This window comes from Bradyrhizobium aeschynomenes, assembly GCF_013178945.1.
Taxonomy (GTDB): Bacteria; Pseudomonadota; Alphaproteobacteria; order Rhizobiales; family Xanthobacteraceae; genus Bradyrhizobium; species Bradyrhizobium aeschynomenes.
Genome location: NZ_JABFDM010000002.1, coordinates 578,676 through 599,854 on the forward strand (window position 1 = coordinate 578,676; position 21,179 = coordinate 599,854).

12 protein-coding genes are annotated in these 21,179 nt (G+C 65.9%); 5 read left to right on the forward strand and 7 right to left on the reverse strand.

All coding sequences use genetic code 11. The annotated features are described in order from the left end of the window. Nucleotides 1-19: 19 nt before the first annotated feature. The gene (locus HL666_RS07330) at nucleotides 20-1,780 is read left to right on the forward strand and encodes a branched-chain amino acid ABC transporter ATP-binding protein/permease (RefSeq protein WP_172131076.1); all 1,761 of its coding nucleotides are present in this window, start codon (nucleotides 20-22) and stop codon (nucleotides 1,778-1,780) included. Further along, on the forward strand, nucleotides 1,777-2,478 hold the full coding sequence (locus tag HL666_RS07335; protein ID WP_172180630.1) for an ABC transporter ATP-binding protein: 702 nt from the start codon (nucleotides 1,777-1,779) through the stop codon (nucleotides 2,476-2,478). The genes HL666_RS07330 and HL666_RS07335 overlap by 4 nt, the downstream gene beginning before the upstream one ends. Here HL666_RS07335 and HL666_RS07340 read toward each other — a convergent pair. From HL666_RS07340 to HL666_RS07365, 6 genes are all read right to left on the reverse strand, one after another. Further along, nucleotides 2,475-5,597: an efflux RND transporter permease subunit gene (locus HL666_RS07340; RefSeq protein WP_172112089.1), complete on the reverse strand. Its 3,123-nt coding sequence runs from the start codon at nucleotides 5,595-5,597 to the stop codon at nucleotides 2,475-2,477. The genes HL666_RS07335 and HL666_RS07340 overlap by 4 nt on opposite strands. Nucleotides 5,598-5,638: 41 nt before the next feature. Next, nucleotides 5,639-6,886, reverse strand: a complete 1,248-nt coding sequence (locus HL666_RS07345) for an efflux RND transporter periplasmic adaptor subunit (protein ID WP_172180632.1) — start codon at nucleotides 6,884-6,886, stop codon at nucleotides 5,639-5,641. A gap of 830 nt (nucleotides 6,887-7,716) precedes the next feature. Then, nucleotides 7,717-8,445 (reverse strand): hypothetical protein, encoded by a 729-nt coding sequence (locus HL666_RS07350; protein ID WP_246741481.1) that lies wholly within the window; start codon nucleotides 8,443-8,445, stop codon nucleotides 7,717-7,719. 101 nt (nucleotides 8,446-8,546) lie between these two features. Then, nucleotides 8,547-12,161: an error-prone DNA polymerase gene (locus tag HL666_RS07355; RefSeq protein WP_172180634.1), complete on the reverse strand. Its 3,615-nt coding sequence runs from the start codon at nucleotides 12,159-12,161 to the stop codon at nucleotides 8,547-8,549. Between the two features lie 337 nt (nucleotides 12,162-12,498). Continuing rightward, nucleotides 12,499-14,088 (reverse strand): Y-family DNA polymerase, encoded by a 1,590-nt coding sequence (locus tag HL666_RS07360; protein WP_172180636.1) that lies wholly within the window; start codon nucleotides 14,086-14,088, stop codon nucleotides 12,499-12,501. Then, nucleotides 13,988-14,776, reverse strand: a complete 789-nt coding sequence (locus HL666_RS07365; RefSeq protein ID WP_172180637.1) for an ImuA family protein — start codon at nucleotides 14,774-14,776, stop codon at nucleotides 13,988-13,990. Before HL666_RS07365 ends, HL666_RS07360 begins: the two co-directional genes overlap by 101 nt. A 184-nt stretch (nucleotides 14,777-14,960) precedes the next feature. Between HL666_RS07365 and HL666_RS07370 the strand changes: the two genes are divergently transcribed. After that, nucleotides 14,961-16,199: a putative DNA modification/repair radical SAM protein gene (locus tag HL666_RS07370; protein ID WP_172180639.1), complete on the forward strand. Its 1,239-nt coding sequence runs from the start codon at nucleotides 14,961-14,963 to the stop codon at nucleotides 16,197-16,199. Between the two features lie 109 nt (nucleotides 16,200-16,308). Then, nucleotides 16,309-17,787, forward strand: coding sequence for a UdgX family uracil-DNA binding protein (locus HL666_RS07375; RefSeq protein ID WP_172180640.1), 1,479 nt, complete (start codon nucleotides 16,309-16,311; stop codon nucleotides 17,785-17,787). Nucleotides 17,788-17,855: 68 nt separating this feature from the next. Here HL666_RS07375 and HL666_RS07380 read toward each other — a convergent pair whose 3' ends face one another. Further along, nucleotides 17,856-19,025, reverse strand: coding sequence for a M20 aminoacylase family protein (locus HL666_RS07380; protein WP_172112082.1), 1,170 nt, complete (start codon nucleotides 19,023-19,025; stop codon nucleotides 17,856-17,858). Nucleotides 19,026-19,210: 185 nt separating this feature from the next. Between HL666_RS07380 and HL666_RS07385 the strand changes: the two genes are divergently transcribed. Further along, nucleotides 19,211-20,830 carry a GMC family oxidoreductase gene (locus HL666_RS07385; RefSeq protein WP_172131084.1) on the forward strand — a complete coding sequence of 540 codons (1,620 nt, stop codon included), beginning with the start codon at nucleotides 19,211-19,213 and terminating at the stop codon, nucleotides 20,828-20,830. The last annotated feature ends 349 nt before the right edge of the window (nucleotides 20,831-21,179 follow it).

Sequence of the window (21,179 nt, forward strand, 5' to 3'; positions counted from 1 at the left end):
GTCTTCAACGAGCCGCGCGATGCCGCCGCTGATCGTCCCTGCCTTGCTGGTGGCGCTCGCCGCCGCGGTGATCCTCGTCGCGCCGCTGCTGCTCGACACCTATCTCGTGAATATCCTGGTGCGCGCCTGCTTCGTCGCGATCGCGGCGATCACCGTCGATATCATGTGGGGCTATTGCGGCACGCTGACTTTCGGCCAGTCCGCCTTCTTCGGCATCGGCGCCTACGCGCTCGCGATCATGTTCACCGAATATGGCTTCGGCACCTGGCAGATTTTTGCTGCGATCGGCGCCGCGGTCGCCGTTGCTGCGGCCGTTGCCGCCTTCACCGGCTGGCTGTCGTTCTATCCCGGCTCGACGCCGCTCTACGCCTCGGTGATCTCGCTGGTGGTGCCGATCGTGCTGGTGCAGATCCTCTACTCCGGCGGCACGTTCACCGGCTCGTCGAGCGGCCTGGTCGGGTTCGAGAGCTTCGATCTGGAGATCGAGACTTGGCTGCGCCTCGCCGGCCTCGGACTGCTCGCGACCGCGGTGCTCGCCCTGGTCGTGATGCGCAGCGACACCGGCCGGCTGTTGTCGGCGCTGCGCGACAACGACTCGCGCTGCACCTATCTCGGCATCGATACATCGCGCCTGCGCATCGTCGTGCTGGTCCTGTCAGCGATCGTGTCCGCGCTGGCCGGTTTCTTCTATGCCGGCTTCGGCGCGGTCGCCGCGCCGGAGAATGCCAGCTTCGCCTTCGGCACCAACCTCGTGATCATGGTCGCGCTCGGCGGCCGCGGCACGGTGATCGGCCCTGTCATCGGCGCGCTGTGCATCGAGGTCGCCAGCGCCTATCTCGCCAACAGCCTGCCTTACGTCTGGGAGCTGATCGTCGGCCTCGCGCTGATCATTGTGATTTTGGTCTTCCCCGATGGCCTGCTCGGCGCGGTCATGCGCCTGGTCAAGCGCGGGCGTTCGGCAGTCGCGACGACGATCCTGCAGCCCGCTATAGCCGCCACTGCTGTCAGCAATCCCGACGCCGTCGCCATCGAAGTGCGCGCGCTCGGCAAGCATTACGGCAGTCTTGCCGTGCTGGACGGCGTGCAGTTCACGGCGTATCGCGGCGAACTGCTGAGCCTGGTCGGTCCCAACGGCGCCGGCAAGACCACCTTGATCCGCTGTTTGTCCGACGGCCGTGAGCGCTCGACCGGCAACGTCGCGATCGCCGGCCACGACATCGCCCGACTGCCGCCGGATCGCGTCGTGCGTTTCGGCCTGGGGCGCAAGTTTCAGACAGCATCGGTGTTCGAGACGCTAACGGTCGCCGAATGCCTGCGGGTGGCGCGGACGCATGCCGATCCGCCGGCGCTGACATCGCGCTCCGCCACGCTGGCGCTGCCGCCCGCGGCGATGTCGGTCGTCGAACGCTCCGGGCTCGGCGAACGGCTCGACGAAGAAGCGCGCAATCTCAGCCATGGGCTGAAGCAGGCGCTCGAGCTCGCGATGGTGTTGTCGCTCGAGCCCGACGTGCTGTTGCTCGACGAGCCGACCGCCGGCCTGACCCGCGCCGAGCGGCAGGGGTTTGCCGACATCCTGACCACCCTCGCCCGCCGCGACCGCCTCTGCATTCTCCTGGTCGAGCACGATCTCGATTTCGTCCGCGAGATCTCCTCGCGCATCATCGTCTTGCACCAGGGCCGGCTCGCGCTCGACGGCTCGGTTGACGAGGTGGTCAACAGCGAGCTCGTCCGCGAGATCTACACCGGCCAGCACGTGTCGCATGCGGAGGTGCCGGCATGAGCACGATGCTGGAAGTCAAAGAACTCGCGAGCGGCTATGGCTCCTCAGAGGTCATCAGCAATGTCGGTTTCGCGCTGGCGAAGGCGGAGACGCTGGCCATCGTCGGCAAGAACGGCATGGGCAAGACGTCGCTGCTCAAGGCCATTCTCGGCTTCCTGCCGGCCTGGCGCGGCAGCGTGAGGCTCGCCGGCAAGGACGTGACGCGGGTGGCCCCGCATCTGAAGCGCAAGATGGGGCTCGTCTACGTGCCGCAGGAGCATGCGCTGTTCCAGGACTTGTCGGTGCGCGACAATCTCAGGCTCGGGCTGCTGTCGGACAAGGACATCGACGCCCGCTTCGAGCAGGTCGGCGGCTGGTTTCCTGTGCTGACCAAGCGGCTCGGCCAGCGCGCGGGAACATTGTCGGGCGGCGAGCAGAAGATGCTGATCGTGGCCCGCGCGCTGATGGCGAAGCCCGGCGTGCTGCTGCTGGACGAGGTCACCGAAGGCTTGCAGCCCTCCGTGGTCGACCGTTTGTCCGAGGTGCTGGTCCGCGTCCGCCGCGAGATCGGCACCTCCATGATCGTCGTCGAGCAGCATCTGCCATTCGCGCTTTCGATCAGCGATCGCTACCTCGTGTTCAAGCGCGGCGAGATCGTCGACGCCGCCAATGTCGATACCGATGCCGCGGCGCGGATCGACGAGCATATGCGCATCTAGCGGACCCTCCGGCGGGAGAATTGCGAGATCAGGACCGGCAGCGTGATCAGGATGACGACAGGCGCCAGCATCATGCCGGTCACGACGACAATCGCGAGCGGCTTCTGCACCTGCGAGCCGATGCCGGTCGACAGCGCCGCCGGCAACAGGCCGATGCCGGCGACCACGCAGGTCATCAGCACCGGCCGCAGCTGCAGCTCTCCGGTGCGGATGACGGCTTCGATGCGGTCGACGCCCTCGTCGATCAGCTGGTTGAACTGCGACAGGATGATGATGCCGTCCATGACGGCGATGCCGAACAGCGCGATGAAGCCGATCGCCGCTGACACGCTGAAGGGAATGCCGGAGAGCACCAGTCCGACGACGCCGCCGAAGATCGCCATCGGGATCACGCTCATGGCGAGCAAGGTGTCGGCCATCGAGCCGAAATTGAACCACAGGAGCACGCCGATCAACGCGAGGCTGATCGGCACCACGATCGAGAGCCGCTTGATCGCGTCCTGGAGGTTGCCGAACTCGCCGACCCACTCCACGCGCGAGCCGGCCGGCAGCTGCACCTGGTCGGCGACCTTCTGCTGCGCCTCCTGGATGGCGCTGCCGAGATCGCGCTCGCGCACCGAGAACTTGATGGGGAGATAGCGCTCCTGCTGCTCGCGATAGATGTAGGCCGCGCCCGACACCAGCTTGATGGTCGCGACCTCGCTGAGCGGAATCTGCGTGATGCCGTTCGGTCCCTGCGCGCCGATGCGCAGGTTCTCGATCGCCTCGGCGCTCTTGCGATATTCCGGCGCCAGCCGAACGATGATCGGGAAATGCCGGTCGCTGCCCGGCTCGTAGAGATCGCCGGCGGTGTCGCCGCCGATCGCGACCTTGATGGTGGCGTTGATGTCACCGGGCGCGAGCCCGTAGCGCGCGGCCTTGGCGCGATCGATGTCGATCTGCACCGTCGGCTGTCCGAGCGAGGTGAACACCGCGAGATCGGTGACGCCCTGCACCGTCGAAAGAACCTGCTTGATCTTGTTGGCGGTGTCGGTCAGCGCCTGCAGGTCGTTGCCGTAGAGCTTGATCGAGTTCTCGCCCTTCACGCCGGACACGGCCTCGGAGACGTTGTCCTGCAGATATTGCGAGAAGTTGAACTCCACGCCGGGGAAGCGATCGTCGAGCTGCTTCAAGAGCTCGGCGGTGAGCTGATCCTTGTCCTTGGTGCCCGGCCAGTCCTTCACCGGCTTCAGGGGCGCGAAGAATTCGGCATTGAAGAAGCCGGCGGCATCGGTGCCGTCGTCGGGGCGGCCGTGCTGCGAGACCACGGACTCGACCTCCGGCCGGGCACGGATGATCTTGCGCATCTCATTGACGTAGGCGTTGCCTTCCTGCAGCGAGATCGTCGGCGGCAGGGTGGCGCGGATCCAGAGATTGCCCTCTTCGAGCTTGGGCAGGAATTCCAGGCCGAGCAGCCGGCCGACGACCACGGTCAGAAGCACGAGACCGATCGCGCCGGTCATTACCAGATTGCGGTTGCCGACGGCCCAGCGCAGCACCGGCCCGTAGATCGCATGCAACAGGCGCATCAGCCGCGTCTCGGTCTCCTCGACATGCGACGGCAGAATGATGGCGCTCAGCGCCGGGGTCACCGTGAAGGTCGCGAGCAGGCCACCGGCGAGCGCATAGGCATAGGTGCGCGCCATCGGTCCGAAGATGTTGCCCTCGACGCCGCTCAGGGTGAACAGCGGCAGGAAGGCGGCGATGATGATGGCCGCGGCAAAGAAGATCGAGCGCGACACGTCGGCCGCGGCCGAGAGGATCGCGTGGCTCTTCATGCCCATCATCGTTTCCGGCGAGATGTGGCTCTCCTCCGCCGCAGACAACGGCGTGGTCTGGGTCAACCGTCGGAAGATCGCCTCGACCATGATCACGGTCGCATCGACGATCAGGCCGAAATCGATCGCGCCGACCGACAGCAGGTTGGCGGACTCGCCGCGCAGCACCAGGATGATGACGGCGAAGAACAGCGCGAACGGAATCGTCGCGCCGACGATCAGCGCGCTCCTGAGATTGCCGAGGAAAATCCATTGCAGCAGCACGATCAGGCCGATGCCGACCACCATGTTGTGCAGCACGGTGTGGGTCGTGGTGTCGATCAGATCCTTGCGGTCGTAGATGCGCTCGATGCGCACGCCCGGCGGCAGGATGGTCGAGCTGTTGATCTGCTCGACCAGTTGCTCGACGCGGGCGATGGTCGGCGAGCTCTGCTCGCCGCGCCGCATCAGCACGATGCCCTGGACGATGTCGTCATTGTTGTTGAGGCCGGCGATGCCAAGCCGCGGCTTCTCGGCCACCGTGACGTTGGCGACGTCCTTCACCAGCACCGGATTGCCGCCGCTCTGCGACACCATGGTGTTGGCAAGGTCGTCCATCGAACGGATCAGACCGACGCCGCGCACCACCGCGGACTGCGTGCCGATCTCGACCGTGTTGCCGCCGACATTGATGTTGGAGTTGCCGACCGCCTGCAAGAGCTGCGGCAGGGTCAGGCCGTTCGCGACCAGCTTGTTGAAATCGACCTGGATCTCATAGGTCTTGGTCTTGCCGCCCCAGCCGGTGACGTCGATCACGCCAGGCACGGCGCGGAAGCGTCGCTGCAGCACCCAATCCTGCAAGGTCTTGAGGTCGAGCACGCTGTATCCGGGCGGACCGCGCAGCCGGTAGCGGTAGATCTCGCCGACCGCGCTCAAGGGGGAGATCTGCGGCTGGACATTACCCGGCAGCGGCGACAGCTGCGACAGCCGGTTCAGCACCTGCTGCAAGGCTTCGTCGTAGGTGTAGTCAAAGGAGAATTGCAGTTTGACGTCCGACAGGCCGTACAGCGAAATCGTTCTGATCGTGCGCAGGTTCTTGATGCCGGCGACCTGGGTCTCGATCGGGATGGTGATGTAGCGCTCGATCTCCTCCGCCGAGAGCCCCGGGCTCTGGGTCACGATGTCGACCATCGGCGGCGTCGGATCGGGATAGGCCTCGATGTTGAGCTGGCGGAAGGCGATCAGGCCGCCGATCAGGATGGCCACGAATAGTCCAACCATCAGGAAGCGCCGCTGGACGGCGATGGCGACGAGGCGATCCATCAGGTCGGAACTTTCAGAACGTCGGGCGGGCGGATGGCATCTCAGCTGCCCGACGCGGCACGGTCGATGAACAGGCTGCCTTTGGTCACGATCTGCTCGCCCGCGCTCAAATTGCTTTCGACCGCGACCTGGTCGCCATTGATCAAGCCGACCTTGATCTTGCGAAGCTCGATCGACTTGTCGGGCCGGGCGACCCAGACGCGAACCTGGTTGCCTTCATAGATCAGCGCCTGCCGGGGAACCGCGACGGCTGGCTGCTCGCCAGGCGAATAGATCGTGACGTTGGCGAACATCTCGGGCTTCAGCAGGCCGTCCTTGTTATCGATGGTGGCACGCACCAGAAGTCGCCGCGTCGCAGGATCGATCGAGGTGGCCACATAGTTGATGCTGGCCTTCAGCGGACGGCCGGGCAGCGCCAGCACGTTGACGAGAATCTCCTCGCCGATGTTCACCAGCGCCGCATCGCTCTCGCGGACGAAGGCGGTCAGCCACACCGTCGAGAGATCGCCGATGACGAACACCGGATCGCTCGCGCCGGAGTTGACGTACTGACCGGGACCGACCTTGCGCTGCACGACCGTGCCGCCGATCGGCGCGTGGATCGTGATCTCCCGGTCGATCGCGCCCTTGCTCTGAAAGTCGGTGATCGCGGCATCGGTGAAGCCGAGAATGCGCAACTTGTTGCGCGCGGCCTCGAGCGCCGTTTGCGACGACCGCATGTCGTTCTGAGCCTGAACGGATGTCGCCTCGGCCTGCTGGAAATCCTTCAGCGGAATTGCCCGGCCTTCGAACAGGTCCTTGGCCCGCTTGTACTGGATGTCGGCGAGATCGAGGGCGGACTTCGCCTTGTTCATCGCCGTGATGGCGGCCATGAAATCGTTCTGGGCCTGCACGGTGTCGGCGGCCTCGATCACGAACAGCGGCTGGCCCTGGCGCACGGTCTCACCGGGCCGGGCGAGCAGCTTGGTGACGCGGCCGGCATAGGGAGAGAACACCGGCGTCGAGCGATCTTCGTCGACGGCAACCTTGCCCTCGGTGATGTGCTCGGCGCGGAATATCTTTTCGCAGACCGGCTCGATCGTCAGCGTCGCCCATTCGGCCGCCGACGGGGTGAAGGTGGTGCCGTTGCGCTTGGACTGGCTGGAGAGCTCGATGTTGTCCTTCGCCGGCGAGGAGCCCAGCTTTGTGTAGCCATAGCCGCCTGCTCCGGCGATCGCCAGAGTGGCCAAGCCCATCACCAGCCGCTTGGTGCTGATCATCTGCGGAAGTGGGTTCGTGTCAGACGCCATGGCTCGTTTGATCCGTCGACGATTCCGGCATTGGCGGGCTCATCGTTGCGCTAATAGTGCGGAACTGGAGCTTTAAACAACCTAAAAATCGCCCAACTCGCCTCTGTTTTGCTTTAAAAATTTGAAACTTCAATGATGGCCGTTCAGCTTGCATTCAGCTCGTTCTTGGCAATCGCTGATTTCTTCGCGACGCACCATGATGTCATCCCGCTGTCATGAATCCCGCGGACGATGTCGGGGCTTCACAAGCCAACCGTTGCGGGTAAGCGCCTACTCCTGGGCTCGAACCACGTTCCCCACCTGCCGCGTCTCCGAGCGATCGCAATCCTCGAGACATTCGAACGCAGCCTCGCGGCGCGGATGCGCCCGAGTTGTGCGGATCGTTTCACCCTCTCGTGAGGAGGGCGCAGGGAAGGCCAGGCGTCGACTGACGCCTGCGGCCCGCCTGCGAAAAGAATGCAGGCGGCAGGTACCACAGGTGCAGCCGAGATCACCCGGCCTTCCCTGCGCGATGGTTTTCACGCTTATGGCGCGCTCTCCCCGGTGTCCGGCTCGTTAGCCACCGTCGTCCTGCGGGATCATCACCCGCGGACTTGGCGCCAGCATCGGGGCGCCAGGACCACGCGCTTTCGCGTCCGCGTCATGCCGTTCGTCCACGCAGCCAGGCTACGCTGCGGCATGTACACAGCCATCGCTCCCCGCCCCGCGTGTCGTGACGATCGCGCGCTACGCCCCTTCTCGATGGAGCGGGATACGCAGGAATAGATCACAAATTCTGAAAAAAAGAAAGTCTTTTTTTTTTGCGAGAGCGCGGTCGGGCCGACGGCACGTCATGCTGCCGGCGTCAGCGACCTCACCGAAAGCTCACTGCGCGCCGTCGGCTCGCTGACGTATCGCCCGATGGCTTGCGCAAGGAGCGTGGCATCCATCAGGTACTGCTGGGCCGGAATGGCGATGTGAGCTCCGAGGAGAGCTTCGGATCTGGCGATCTGCTTGAGAGCATCGACATGCTTTTCGGGCGGCGTCACCACGACGATGTCGGGTTGATGCAGCCGGATGCACAGGAAGGGATTGCGGTTCATCTCGGCCACGGCCAGCCCCGCAATGTTGTCGAACGCCACGACATAAGAAAATCCGCGATGACCGAACGTGATCCCGGACGCGTCGAACTGGATGTAGGTGCTCGGCAGCCAGCCGACCAGCACGGCGGCCAGCAGGTAGCATCCGAAGATCAGGGACGCGATCGACAGACCTCGAAACACGATACCGTAGGACCAGCCGAACACCGTCAATATCACGCCGAGAGCTGCAAGCCAGGCTCCGAGACCGCCGATCAGCATGCGCGAGGGGCGAATGGGAACGCCGCCGGAAATCATGACCCGCTCGGCCTTCGGCGCGGAGCGCCATTTGCGCAGGATGACGCTGCCCGCGAAGACGGCGCCAGATCCGAAAAACGCGATCGTGACGATTCCGACGTCGGGCTTGGAGGGCAGCATGAGCACGCCAATGACGACGAACGCCATGTTCAGCAGGAAGAGAGACCGGTCGGAAAGCTGCATGGTGAAAGCTTGGTCGCGGAGGAAAGGAACGACGAAGTGATAGCCCGACGATGAAGGCCGCAAGATGTCGTCGGCCCCGTTGCGGACTGCCTCGGGAAACGTCAGTGAAAATCCCTGGAACGCGGCAGGATGCGGACGTTGCGGGGGTGGCTGACGCGCTGGGAGGGGTTTTCGGGGTGGTCGCGGCGGTCGTCGTTCAAGGGCTCGGCCGGCATCTGACCTTGCGGGATGGCGCCGAGGCGGTCGTCCGATAGCAGCGCGAGATCGGCGGTGCGGTCGACCAGGCGCTCGGCGACGAGATGCACGACCTTCTCGGGGCTGCTCTGGATGCGGCCCTCGACCAGCACCAGGCGCGCGCCCATCACCTCCTTGCGGAAGGTCTCCATCACCTTCGGCCACACCACGATGTTGGCGATGCCGGTTTCGTCCTCCAGGGTCATGAACACGACGCCCTTGGCGCTGCCCGGCCGCTGCCGTACCAGCACCACGCCAGCGCAGCGGATGCGGCGACGGTCGTTGGCATCGTTGACGTCGCGGCAGGCCAGCACGCCTTCGGCCGTGAAGCGCCGGCGCAAAAATTCCATCGGGTGGCCCTTCAACGACAGGCGGATGGTCTGATAGTCCGCGACGACATGCTCCGGCAGCGGCATCTCCGGCAGCGGCTTGGCGCCCTCGTCGGGCTGCTCGCGGGCGATCGCCGCCTCGAACAACGGCAGCGGCACATCGTCGGGCAGCCGGCGCACGGCCCACAGCGCGGCGCGGCGGTCGAGCCCGAGCGAGCGGAACGCGTCGGCATCGGCCAGCAGCAGCAGCGCGCGCTTGGGGAGCGCGGTGTCGCGGGCGAAGTCCTCGAGCGAGGTGAAGGGGCGGCGCTCGCGCGCCCGGATGATGCGGTCGGCCCAGTCGTCTTCGCGGTCGGCATCCGACAGCAACATGTGAGTTTGTTCGTTGTCATTCCAGGGCAACGCATTTGCGTCGTGCTCTCGAAACGCATCTGCTGATTGTAAGTTGGACACGCCTCCATCCGCGCCGTCATTCCGGGGCGCCCGGAGGGCGAGCCCGGAATCCATACTCACGATCGTGGTTATGGATTCCGGGCTCGCGCTGCGCGCGCACCGGAATGACACCGAGGGGATAGCTGGCAATGAATGTGTGGAAGCAGCCTGCGCCTCCCTTCGCGCCGCCTCCGACAACTTCCTGATCCGCTCCTCGTCGCGGTCGATCCAGCGGAAGCCGTCGATCTGGCGGAAGCCGAGGCGAACGGCGCAGTATTTGCCATCCGTGTTCTCCAGCGTGTTGTCGGCAAAGCTGTGGGAGACGTCGATGTCGCGGATCTCGACGCCGTTCTTGCGGGCGTCGCCGACGATCTGGGCCGGCGCGTAGAAGCCCATCGGCTGCGAGTTCAACAGCGCGCAGCAGAACGCGTCGGGATGGAAGTATTTCAGCCAGGACGAGATGTAGACGAGCTGCGCGAAGCTCGCGGCATGGCTCTCCGGAAAGCCGTAGGAGCCAAAGCCCTTGATCTGGTCGAAGCAGCTCTTGGCGAAGGCCGGGTCATAGCCGCGCGCGATCATGTTCGAGACCATCTTCTCCTCATAGGAACCGATGGTGCCGACATTGCGGAACGTCGCCATCGCGCGGCGCAGGCCATTGGCCTCCTCGGGCGAAAACTTCGCGGCCTCGATCGCGATCCGCATCGCCTGCTCCTGGAACAGCGGCACGCCCAGCGTCTTGTGCAGCACCTTGTAGAGCTCGTCGGCCGGACCGTGATCCGGCGACGGCGAGGGATAAGTGACCTTCTCCAGCTTGTTGCGACGGCGCAAGTATGGATGCACCATGTCGCCTTGGATCGGGCCGGGACGGACGATCGCGACCTCGATGACGAGATCGTAGAAGGTGCGCGGCTTGAGCCGCGGCAGCATGTTCATCTGTGCGCGGCTCTCGACCTGGAACACGCCGAGCGACTCGCCCCGCTGCAGCATCTGGTAGACTTCATTGTCGTCTTCCGACTTGATATCGGAGAGCACGTAACGCCTGCCCTTGTGATCGGCGATCAGGTCAAAGCTTTTGCGGATGCAGGTCAGCATGCCCAGCGCGAGCACGTCGACCTTCATCATGCTGAGCGCGTCGACATCGTCCTTGTCCCACTCGATGAAGGTGCGGTCGTCCATCGCGGCGTTGCCGATCGGGACGTAGCTGTCGAGCCGGTCCTGCGTCAGCACGTAGCCGCCGACATGCTGCGAGAGGTGGCGCGGAAAGGTGATCAGCTCCGAGGCGAGCTCCACCGCGCGACGGATCATCGGATTATGGGGATCGAGCCCGGCCTGGCGCACCTGCATGTCCGAGAGGCCGTCGCCCCAGCTGCCCCACACGGTGTCGGCGAGCACCGAGGTGACGTCCTCGGTCAGGCCCAGCGCCTTGCCGACATCGCGGATGGCGCTGCGCGGGCGATAATGGATGACGGTGGCGATGATCGCGGCGCGGTGGCGGCCGTAGCGGCGATAGACATATTGCATCACCTCCTCGCGCCGCGAATGCTCGAAATCGACGTCGATATCCGGCGGCTCCAGCCGCTCCTTGGAGATGAAGCGCTCGAACAGCAGATCGATCTTGGTCGGGTCGACCGAGGTGATGCCGAGCAAATAGCACACCGCGGAATTCGCCGCCGAGCCGCGGCCTTGGCACAGGATGCCCTGGCTGCGGGCATAGCGGACGATGTCGTAAACGGTGAGGAAATAATGCGCGTAGTTGAGCTCGGCGATCAGCGCCAGCTCCTTGTTCAGCACGGCCCGGAGCTTGTCGTCGAGGTCATCGCCGAAACAGGTCTTCGCACCGGCCCAGGTCAAATCCTCCAGATGGCCCTGCGCGGTCTTGCCGGGCGGCACCGGCTCGTCGGGATATTGGTATTTGAGCTGGTCGAGCGAGAAGCTGATCCGGTCGGTGAAGCGGATGGTCTCGGTCACAGCATCGGGGTGATCGCGGAACAGCCGCGCCATCTCGTAGCCCGGCTTGAGATGGCGCTCGGCATTGGCCTGCAGCCTTCGTCCGATGCTCTCGATCGAGGCCTTCTCGCGGATGCAGGTCAACACGTCCTGCAGCATGCGCTGCTGCGGATGGTGATAGAGCACGTCGTTGGTGGCGATCAGCGGCACTTTGGCGGAAGCCGCCAGACGCGCGAGCCGCGCCAGCCGGCGGCGGTCGTCGCCGCGATACAGGAGACTGCCGGCCAGCCATACGCCTTCAGCGGGGCTGTCCTTGAGCCGCGCCAGGATTTTGCCGAGGGCGTCCTCGTCGAAGCGATGCGGCGGCATCAGCACCAGGAGCTGGCCTTCGATGAAGTCGAACAGATCCTCGAAGCTCAAACGACAGTCGCCCTTGGCGACCTTGTCGAGATCGCTGCCGCGCTTGCCTTGGGTCAGCAACTGGCACAGCCGGCCATACGCCGCGCGATCGCGCGGATAGACCAGGATATCCGGCGTGCCGCAGGTGAAGACGAGCCGCGTGCCGTAGAGCAGTTTCGGCTTGCAGCTCAGCTGGTCGTTATTCAGCTCGCTATAGGCGCGGACAATGCCGGCCAGCGTGTTGTGATCGGCGATGCCGATGGCGGTGAGGCCGTAATCCGCGGCCTGGTGCACATAGGCCTGCGGATGCGAGCCGCCGTGCAGGAAGGAGAAATTGGTGGTGACGCCGATCTCGGCGTAGGGGACGGGGGTCATGGGGCGGCCGCCGCGAATGCTGGGTCGGCGACAATGCGATCCATCCATACAGGTGATTTGTCCCGCCGCAGCGGCCTGCACAAGCGCTGTCGTTCCGGGGCGCGCGGAGCTTGAGGCCGACGCATGTCGGCCTCAAGTCGGAGCGCGAGCCCGGAACCCATACCCACAGGATGCCGTGTAAGGCACACTGGTGGTGGGCATCTCGCGTTACGACACCGTCCTGTGGCTATGGATTCCGGGCTCATTCGCGCTGCTCCCAAATGGCTTCGCCATTTTGCGCGCGAATGCCCCGGAATGACGCAGCCATGAAGACTGTCAGCGCGGCGGTCCCCTGCCCTCATGCGAATAGCCCGTGCATGTACCAGAGAGGCTGCACCAGCGGGCCATTCTCCGGCTGCTCCAATTCACGGTCGTACAGACCATCGCGGTACAGCCAGAAGCGGAGGCCGTGTTCGTCCTCGACGCGGAAATAGTCGCGGGTGAGGCCCTGGCCGTCGGGGCGCCACCATTCCATCGCGATGCGCTCGGGGCCTTCGGCGCGGACCACCGCATGGGCGGCGCGGCGCCAGACGAAGCGGGCGGGCGGGCCGTCGGGGACGCCGGCGATGACCTGGATGGCCTCGGGGCGTGCGAACAGCCGCAACGGGCGCAGCGGCGGCTCGCCGTCGTGGCGGGCGGGCCAATTGGCGGTGCTGGTGGCTGCGAGATTGTGCTGGGCGGGCAGCGGCAGCGCCGCGCGTTCGGGGACGTGCGTGTCGACCGGCAGGTGCACGACGACGCGTTTGCCGCCGATGCGCGCGGCGATGCGGTCGATCAGGGCCGACAGCTCGTCATTGTCGTGGACATGGGCGTCGAGATCGCGCTGCTGCTGCACCACGATCTCGCTGCGGCCGGCGGCGAGCCGGATCATGTCGAAGCCGAAGCCGGGATCGAGCGGATCGCTCAGCGCCTCCAGGCGTTCGCGGAACAGACGGTCGATAACGGCGGCGTCCGTCACCGGCTGGCCGGTGTCCACCGCGATGATGCGCACCAAGCCGTCGGTGCGGAAGAAGCAGGCCTCCAGCCGCCGCGCGCCCTTGCCCTGCTGCGCCATCGCCGCCACCAGCATCGCGGCCAAGCTGGAGAGACTCGCCGCGATCACGGTGTCGGTCGCGATCGGCTCGGCAAAGCGCTTGTCGACGATGTAGTCCGGCGGGACCTTGCGCGGGTTGATCGGCGCATCGGCCTCGCCCAGCGCCTGCGCCAGCACGCGGGTGAAGGCGGCGCCGAAGCGGGCGGTGATCTCGTTGCGGCCACGCGAGGCGACATCGCCGATCGTCTTGAGGCCGGCGCGGCGCAGGCCGAGCGTGATGGCGTCGCTGCCGCCGAGGGCGGCCACCGGCAGGGCTGAGACCGCCGCCGCCTCCTCGCCGTCGGGCACGATGCGGCCATGCACCTGCCGGTTCAGGGTCCGCGCGCACACTGCGTTGGAGGCGATCGCCGCCGATACGGTCAGGCCATGCGCGGTCAGCGCATCGCAGACCGACTGCATGAGCTTCGTCTCGCCGCCGAACAGATGCACGCAGCCGGTGATGTCGAGCGACAGCCCGTCCGGCGGATCGAGCGCCACCAGTGGCGTGAAGCGGTCGCACCAGTCAGCGATGCTCTCCAGCAGCCTGGCGTCAGCCGTGAGATCGGCCTCGTGCGCAACGAGATCGGGACAGACCGCGCGGGCATTCGCCAAGGGCTGGCCGAGCGACACGCCATGGCGCGCCGCCGCCTCGTCGAGCGAATGGATCGAGAGCGCATTGGCGTCCTTGATGACGACGACCTGCGGCTTGCCTTGCTCAAGCGGATCGGCGCCGCGGCTCCGCTTGATGCGCTCGATGGGCAGGCGCGGCAGCCACAGGCTGAGGATCCGCCGCCGGTTCGCTGAAACGGCACGCATCGGGCATCCACTCCATGATCCATCGTCCGGTCTGGCCGTGACGGTTGCGAATGAGTTCGGCATCGAGACGCGGCGCGCCCCACGCCATCCATGGCGCCACCACCGGCGACGGCGCGGTCCGCACCATCCAGCGCGTCTCCGCAGTCGACGGCTCTGGCGTCGCGGCGACGCGCAGCAGCAGCGCGGTCACGCCGGATTCCTGCGCCGCCAAGGTCAGCTTGCGGCTGGCGACGAGATCGAGCTTCTGCGTCTCGCCCCACACCTCCAGCATCACGCCGCCCAGCGCATCGCAGGCGAGCGCATCGGCGGCGGTGCGCAGGGCGTGATCGAGATCGGGCGCGCGCACGACCACAAGACGGCACGGATCCAGGCCGAGCTCGGCGAGCCCGCTCATCGACAAAGCGCCGGCCTCGCGCTCGGCAAAGTCCTGCCGGATCCAGATCAGCGGCCGGCGCGCAGCCACACGCGCAGCCAAGCCGCACACGAAGCCGGTCGCGGCCGCGGCCTGGCGGCCGGCTTCGGCAAACACCTCGTGCAGCGCGCCGGTGGCGAGCCCGCCCTGCAGCACCGCGTCGGCCTCGTCGTGGCCGAGCGCGACCCGGCGCAGATCATGCGCGCCATTGGCCGCTTCGAGACGGGCAATGCGGCCGCGCAGACGCGCGAGCGTATCCATGCGTGCGCCGGTCATCCGTCGCCGCTCCTTTCAATCCATCGTGCGGGTGCTGCCGTTCTCTTTTTGAACGCAGGCAGTGAACCCGCGACGACCCTCTTTGTTCATGATACGTTCTAATATAAAGCTAACGCCTTCGAGAGAGTCAATCGGGATTGACCCGGGTGTGATTCAGCGAATGGAATCAAAGGGATTCAAAAGCATGGAGCTGCTGCGCAAACTGGAGATCCTGGCCGATGCCGCCAAGTACGACGCGTCCTGCGCCTCCAGCGGTACGGAGATGCGGGATTCCCGCGACGGCAAGGGTCTCGGCTCGACCGCGCCTGGCATGGGCATCTGCCACTCCTATGCGCCGGACGGACGCTGCATCTCGCTGCTCAAGATCCTGCTGACCAACGCCTGCAACTTCGACTGCCTGTATTGCGTCAACCGCGCCTCCTCCAACGTCGCCCGCGCGCGCTTCACGGTCGACGAGGTGGTGAAGCTGACGATCGACTTCTATCGCCGCAACTACATCGAAGGGCTGTTTCTCTCGTCGGGCATCATCCGCAGCCCCGACTACACGATGGAGCAGGTCGTCAGCGTCGCGCGCAAATTGCGCGAGGAGCATCGCTTCCGCGGCTACATCCATCTGAAGACGATTCCGGAGGCCGACGAGGCGCTGATCGCGGAGGCCGGCAGATATGCCGACCGGCTCAGCATCAACATCGAGACGCCGCTCGAGGACAGCCTGACGAAGCTGGCGCCGGAAAAGGACCAGCGCGCGATCCGCCTCACCATGGGCCGCCTCCGGCTCAAGCTCGACGAGACGGCGGAGGCCAAGAAGACGGTGCGCCGCGCCAGGCCGCCGCGCTTCGCGCCGGCCGGCCAGAGCACGCAGATGATCGTCGGCGCCGATGCCGCCAATGACCGGACCATCCTGTCGACCTCGGCCAATCTCTACGGCGCCTACAAGCTCAAGCGGGTGTATTACTCGGCCTTCAGCCCGATCCCCGACGCCAGCCGCGCGCTGCCGCTGCAGGCCCCGCCCCTCGTCCGCGAGCACCGGCTGTACCAGGCCGACTGGCTGATGCGGTTCTACGGCTTCGATGCGGAGGAGATCGTCGAGGAAGGCGAAGGCATGCTGCCGCTCGACATCGACCCCAAGCTCGCCTGGGCGCTGCGCCACCGCGACCGCTTCCCGCTCGACATCAACACAGCCAGCCGCGAGGAGATGCTGCGCGTGCCCGGCTTCGGCACCCGCACCGTGCAGCGCATCCTCGCGACCCGCCGCACCACCACCATTCGCTTTGCGGATCTGGCCCAGCTCAACGTCATCCGGAACAAGGCGCTGCCGTTCATCGTTCTCTCCGACCACCGGCCGTCACCGTCCTTGCTCGACGGCGCCAGCCTGAGAGCCCGGCTGCGGCCGAAACCGCAGCAGCTGGGATTTGGATTCTAATTGACCCGTCATGGCCGGGCTTGTCCCGGCCATCCACGTCTTTGTTAAGGGCAAGACGAGGATGCCCGGCACGGGGGCCGGGCATGACGACGCGGAGAGTGTGTGCCAAATGCACGTCGTAACCCTCGACAGCGACACCGATTTCGACGGCTGGCGTCGGGCGGCGCGGGCGCTGGCGATGAACGACGTCAGGGCCGCGGATGTGAGCTGGCGGGTCAAGGGCGCGGCGGCGGACCTGTTCGACGATCAGTCGGAGACACGGCTGCCCGACGTGCCCAAGGGCGCATTCTCGGTCCCCGCGAGCTTCATGGAGCTGGCCGAGAGCGCGATCCTGCACCGCGATCCCAACCGCTTCGCCCTGCTCTACCGGCTGCTGTGGCGTCTCCGCACCAACCACGACCTGATGGACATCGCGACCGATCCCGATGTCGCCCAGGCCAACGCGCTGGCGCGCGCCGTCCGCCGTGACGTTCACAAGATGCATGCTTTCGTCCGCTTCCGCGAGGTCGGCCGCGAGCGCGAGGCGCGCTATGTCGCCTGGTTCGAGCCGGAGCATCACATCGTCGAACGCGCCGCGCCGTTCTTCGCCCGCCGCTTCGCCGACATGCCCTGGTCGATCCTGACGCCCGAACTCTGCGCCCATTGGGACGGCAGCCGGGTCTCCTTCACGCCCGGTGTGAGCAAGGCTGAAGCCCCGACTGAAGACCGGCTCGAAGAGGTGTGGCTGCGCTATTACGCCAGCATTTTCAATCCGGCACGGCTGAAAGTGAAGGCGATGGAAAAGGAGATGCCGAAGAAATATTGGCAGAACCTGCCCGAGGCGAAGCTGATCCAGCCGCTGATCGCGGCGGCCTCCCGGCGCACCACGGAGATGATCGCCGATGAAGGCACCGACCCGCACAAGCCGCAGAAGCGCGTCGAGGAGACCGCGATGACCCGCAAGCCGAAAGCCCCCGCCGCTGCTGAGACCTCACGTGAAATGGCAGTGACCGATCTTCAGACCTTGCGTGAAGAAGCCGCCGCCTGCCGCGCCTGCCCGCTGTGGAAGGACGCGACGCAAACCGTATTCGGCGAAGGCCCGGAGCACGCGCCCTTGATGCTGGTCGGCGAGCAGCCCGGCGACAAGGAGGACCTCGCCGGCCATCCCTTCGTCGGCCCGGCCGGCCAGATGCTCGACCGCGCGCTTGCAGAAGCCGGCATCGACCGGTCCAAGGTCTACGTCACCAATGCGGTGAAGCACTTCAAGTTCGTTCCCCGCGGCAAGATCCGGCTGCACCAGAAGCCGGCGACGCCGGAGATCAAGGCCTGCCGTCCCTGGTACGAGCGCGAGCTCGCCACCGTGCGTCCAGCCCTGGTCGTGGCGATGGGCGCGACCGCCGCGCAGGCGGTGTTCGGCAAGATCACCCAGGTCACCAAGAACCGCGGCCACATCGTCGACCTGCCCGAAGGTCCCCAGGCGATGATCACCGTGCACCCGTCCTATCTCTTGCGGCTGCCCGACGCCGACGCCAAGGCGCGGGAATACGCGCTGTTCGTGAAAGACCTGAAGATCGCCGCGGCCGCTCTCAAGCGCGCCGACGCGGCCTGACGCTACGGCGAAAACGCAAATGGCCGGGTCGAACCCGGCCATTCGAGGAGAGCGTTCCTGGCCGAAGCTCACGCCGCCAGCGTATTCTCCACCACCTTGATGAAGAACGAGGTGCCGTAGACGATCGCCTCGTCGTTGAAGTTGTAGGCGGGGTGATGCAGGCCGGCGCTGTCGCCGTTACCGACGAAGATGAAGGCGCCGGGGCGGGCTTCGAGCATGTAGGCAAAATCCTCGCCGCCCATCATCGGCGGCATCTCATGCACATTGGCGTCGCCCGCAACCTCCTTGGCGGCGCGGATGGCGATGTCGGTCTGCTCGGCGTGGTTCATGACCACGGGATAACCGCGCGCATAATTCAGGTCGATCTTGGCGCCGGTCATCTGGGCAACGCCGGTGACGACCTCACGCACCCGCTTCTCCATCAGCTCGCGCACCTTCGGCGTCAGCGTGCGCACCGTACCGCGCAGCACCGCGCTCTGCGGGATGACGTTGCGCGCATTGCCGGCGTGAAACTCGCAGATCGAGAGAACGGCAGCTTCCAGCGGATCGACGCTGCGCGAGACGATCTGCTGCAAGGCGGTAACGAGCTGGGCGCCGACCAGCAGCGAGTCGATGCAGTTGTGCGGCTTGGCCGCGTGGCCGCCATGGCCCTCGATGGTGATGTCGACCGCATCGGTCGAGGCCATCAGCGGCCCCTGGCGGATCGCGAAGGCGCCAACCGGCAGGCCCGGACCGTTGTGCATGCCGTAGACCTGGTCGATCTTGAAGCGGTCGATCAGGCCGTCCTTGATCATCGCCTCGGCGCCGGCCCCGCCCTCCTCGGCCGGCTGGAAGATCACGGCGACCTCGCCGGCGAAGTTGCGGGTCTCGGCGAGATAGCGAGCGGCGCCGAGCAGCATCGCGGTGTGGCCGTCATGGCCGCAGGCATGCATCATGCCCGGAGTCTTGGAGGCATAAGGCAGCCCGGTCGCCTCCTCGATCGGCAGCGCGTCCATGTCGGCACGCAGGCCGAGCACCTTGACCTCGCCATTGCCGGGCTTGCGGCCCTTGATGACGCCGACCACGCCGGTCTTGCCGAGCCCCGTCACCACCTCGTCGCAGCCGAATTCGCGCAGCCGGTCGGCCACGAAGGCCGCAGTCCGGTGCACTTCATAGAGCAGTTCGGGATGGGAATGGATATCCCGCCGCCAGGCCTGGATATCGGGCTGCAGATCGGCGACGCGGTTGACGATGGGCATGGGAAATCTCGTAACTCCAGAAGGGATTTGAGCCTTTCTAGCATGCAAAAGTCGCACCGCCCAAGATCTGAGCATGATCTGGGCTGCGCCCGTCTCATGGCTCGGTCAACCAGCCATGAACGTGGCGCTTGTCCGTCCCCGCCCCCGCTGACTAAAAGCCTCCCAAAGATGGGAAGGGAATGCCGATGGGACGCCAGCTCGCGGGGGATTACGACTACATCGTGGTGGGTGCCGGCACCGCCGGCTGCATCCTCGCCAACCGGCTGTCGGCCGATCCGAACACCCGTGTCCTCATCCTCGAGGCCGGCGGCAACGACAACTGGATCTGGTTCCATATTCCGGTCGGCTACCTCTTCGCGATCGGCAATCCCCGCTCAGACTGGATGTTTCGCACCGAGGCCGAGCCGGGCCTGAACGGCCGTTCGCTGGCCTATCCCCGCGGCAAGGTGATCGGCGGCTGCTCGGCGATCAATGCGATGATCTCGATGCGCGGCCAGGCCGCCGACTACGACCATTGGCGCCAGCTCGGGCTTTCCGGCTGGTCGTATTCCGACGTGCTGCCGGTGTTCCGGCGGCTGGAGGACCATTTCCTGGGCGAGAGCGAGCACCATGGCGTGGGCGGCGGCTGGCGGATCGAGGCGCCCAGGCTGTCCTGGGCGGTTCTGGATGCGGTCGGCGACGCGGCCGAGCAGATGGGCATCCGCCGCATCCCCGATTTCAATACCGGCGACAATGAGGGCATCAGCTATTTCCACGTCAACCAGAAGCGCGGCCGGCGCTGGTCGTCGGCGCGGGGCTTTCTCAAGCCGGCGCTGAACCGGCAGAACCTGCGGCTCGAAACCCACGTCCATGTCGATCGCCTGATCGTCGAGAACGGCCGCGCAGTCGGCGTGCGCTTCCGGCAGAACGGCGAGACCATCGAGGCGCGCACCAAGGGCGAGGTGATTCTGAGCGCCGGCTCGATCGGCTCGGTGCAGGTGCTGCAGCGATCGGGCGTCGGGCCCGCCGAATGGCTCGGCGAACTCGGTATTGATGTCGTCCTCGACAAGCCGGGCGTCGGGCGCAATCTGCAGGACCACCTGCAGCAGCGCGCGATCTACAAGGTCACCGGCGTGAAGACGCTGAACGAGACCTACTACTCGCTGATGCGGCGCGGCCTGATGGGTCTCGACTATGCCTTCCGCCGGCGTGGTCCGCTGACCATGGCGCCGTCGCAGCTCGGCATCTTCACGCGCTCGGATCCCCGGCGCGACCGCGCCAACATTCAATTCCACGTGCAGCCGCTATCGCTCGACAAGTTCGGCGATCCGCTGCATCGCTTTCCCGCCATCACCGTCAGCGCCTGCAATCTGCGGCCGACCTCGCGCGGCACTGTGCGGATCAGATCCGCCAAGATCGACGAGGCGCCGTCGATCGCGCCGAACTATCTGGCGACCGAGGACGACCGACAGGTCGCGGCCGATGCGATCCGCGTCACCCGGCGGCTGATGAAGCAGAACGCGCTGTCGTCCTACAAGCCGGAGGAATATCTGCCGGGCCCGGCCGTCGGCGACGACGACGCCGCGCTCGCCAAGGCCGCCGGCGACATCGGCACCACGATCTTCCATCCGGTCGGCACGGCGAAGATGGGCACCGCTGATGATCCGATGGCGGTGGTCGACGAACGGCTGCGCTTCCGTGGCCTCGACGGCCTGCGCATCGCCGACGCCTCGATCATGCCAACGATCACCTCCGGCAACACCAACACGCCGACCGCGATGATCGCGGAGAAAGCAGCGTCGATGATCCTGGAAGATGGGCGCTGACGACCTCCATGCCGCTCGCCTGCAGCGAGCAGCATGACGCGAGATCGAACTCCTGACGCTGGGCTGTACGCTTACGCCGCGCGAACCGGTAGCGGTTTATCGCCCCAAGCTGACACTTCTCTGACAGCGCGCGACCATCGGACGCGATGCAGGACAGCGGGAATAACGTCTAAGCCGTCATCCGCCTGTCGTGACTTCATGCCGCGACAACGTAGGGTTGGCAAAGCGACGCCGAAAGGCGGCGCGTGCCCATCATCGTGCGGCAGACGATGGCCAGGGCGACGAAACGCCGGACGCATTCAACAGTCGCGTCCGTGGCCCCTGGATCGCGTCGCTACGCTCGCGATGA